This window comes from Dietzia papillomatosis NBRC 105045 (assembly GCF_001570845.1).
In the GTDB taxonomy this organism is placed as follows: domain Bacteria; phylum Actinomycetota; class Actinomycetes; order Mycobacteriales; family Mycobacteriaceae; genus Dietzia; species Dietzia cinnamea.
In genome coordinates, this window is sequence record NZ_BCSL01000119.1 from 1 (window position 1) to 954 (window position 954).

The window sequence follows — 954 nt, forward strand, 5'->3', positions numbered from 1 at the left end:
GGTGGGGTTTGCGTCGGTTCTGTCAGAGTCCGAATGCTCCGCCGCTGATCAGGATGAACGCGCCCAGGCCGATCAGGACTGTCGGGAACAGGATGTGTTCCCAGCGCTCTAGGACTTCGGCGATCGGTCGGCGGGTGGCGACGAACTTGGCCAGGCCCACCAGTCCTGCCACCAGCACTAGGAACACGATGCAGTAGGCGACTACGGCTCCCGGGCCCACGTTGAGAAAGACGGGGACGTAGACGCCGATGTTGTCGCCGCCGTTGGCGAAGGTTACGCCGGCCACGGTCCACACGGCGACGTTCTTGCCCTCGATCTTTGCGTCGTCGTCATCATCGTCCCCGCGCCAGGCCTGCCACGCGGCCCACAGTCCCAAGCCGAGTGGGATCAGCCCGAAGTAAGGGATGGCCTGCGGGGGCAGGAAGGCTCCCGCGCCCAGGGAGACGAGCACTGCGGCGCCGAGGATGCCGATGAAGCCGAGGTACTGGCCGACCAGGATGCGTGCGGTGGTGCCGCGTTGGCCGGCGCCGCGGGCGAAGAACAGCGACAGAACGATGATGTCGTCGATATTGGTGGCAATGAACAGGCCGATCGCCTGCAGGGCCGAGGACAGGATCACGCCTGCACCTCCGTGGCGTGACAACCCGGCACTGAGCAGTCGGGCTCCAAGCATAGGGCGTTTTCGTTGACCGCGAGGGTGACCTCGACCAAGGAGGATAGTGACCGCGCCAAGTGCGGGTCTGCGATCTCATACCGGGTCTGGCGACCTTCGGGCACGGCGACAACGATTCCGCAGTCGCGCAGGCATGCCAGATGGTTCGACACGTTCGACCGTGTCAGCTCCAAGTCCCGGGCCAGCTCCGCCGGGTAGGTCGGCTGCTGTAGCAAGGTCAGCAGTATTCGGGACCGTGTCGGGTCGGCCATCGCCCGCCCTAACCGGTTCATCACATCCAT

The 954-nt window shown here is 65.2% G+C and carries 2 protein-coding genes; both read right to left on the reverse strand.

Annotated features, from left to right (window positions below; genetic code table 11):
- Window positions 1-22 precede the first annotated feature (22 nt).
- Entirely contained in the window at window positions 23-619 is a 597-nt protein-coding gene (locus DPA01S_RS16085) for a cadmium resistance transporter (protein ID WP_061917937.1), read from the reverse strand.
- On the reverse strand, window positions 616-954 hold a 339-nt coding region (gene cmtR, locus DPA01S_RS16090; protein ID WP_061917939.1), incomplete at its 5' end, for a Cd(II)/Pb(II)-sensing metalloregulatory transcriptional regulator CmtR. The genes cmtR and DPA01S_RS16085, both read right to left, overlap by 4 nt.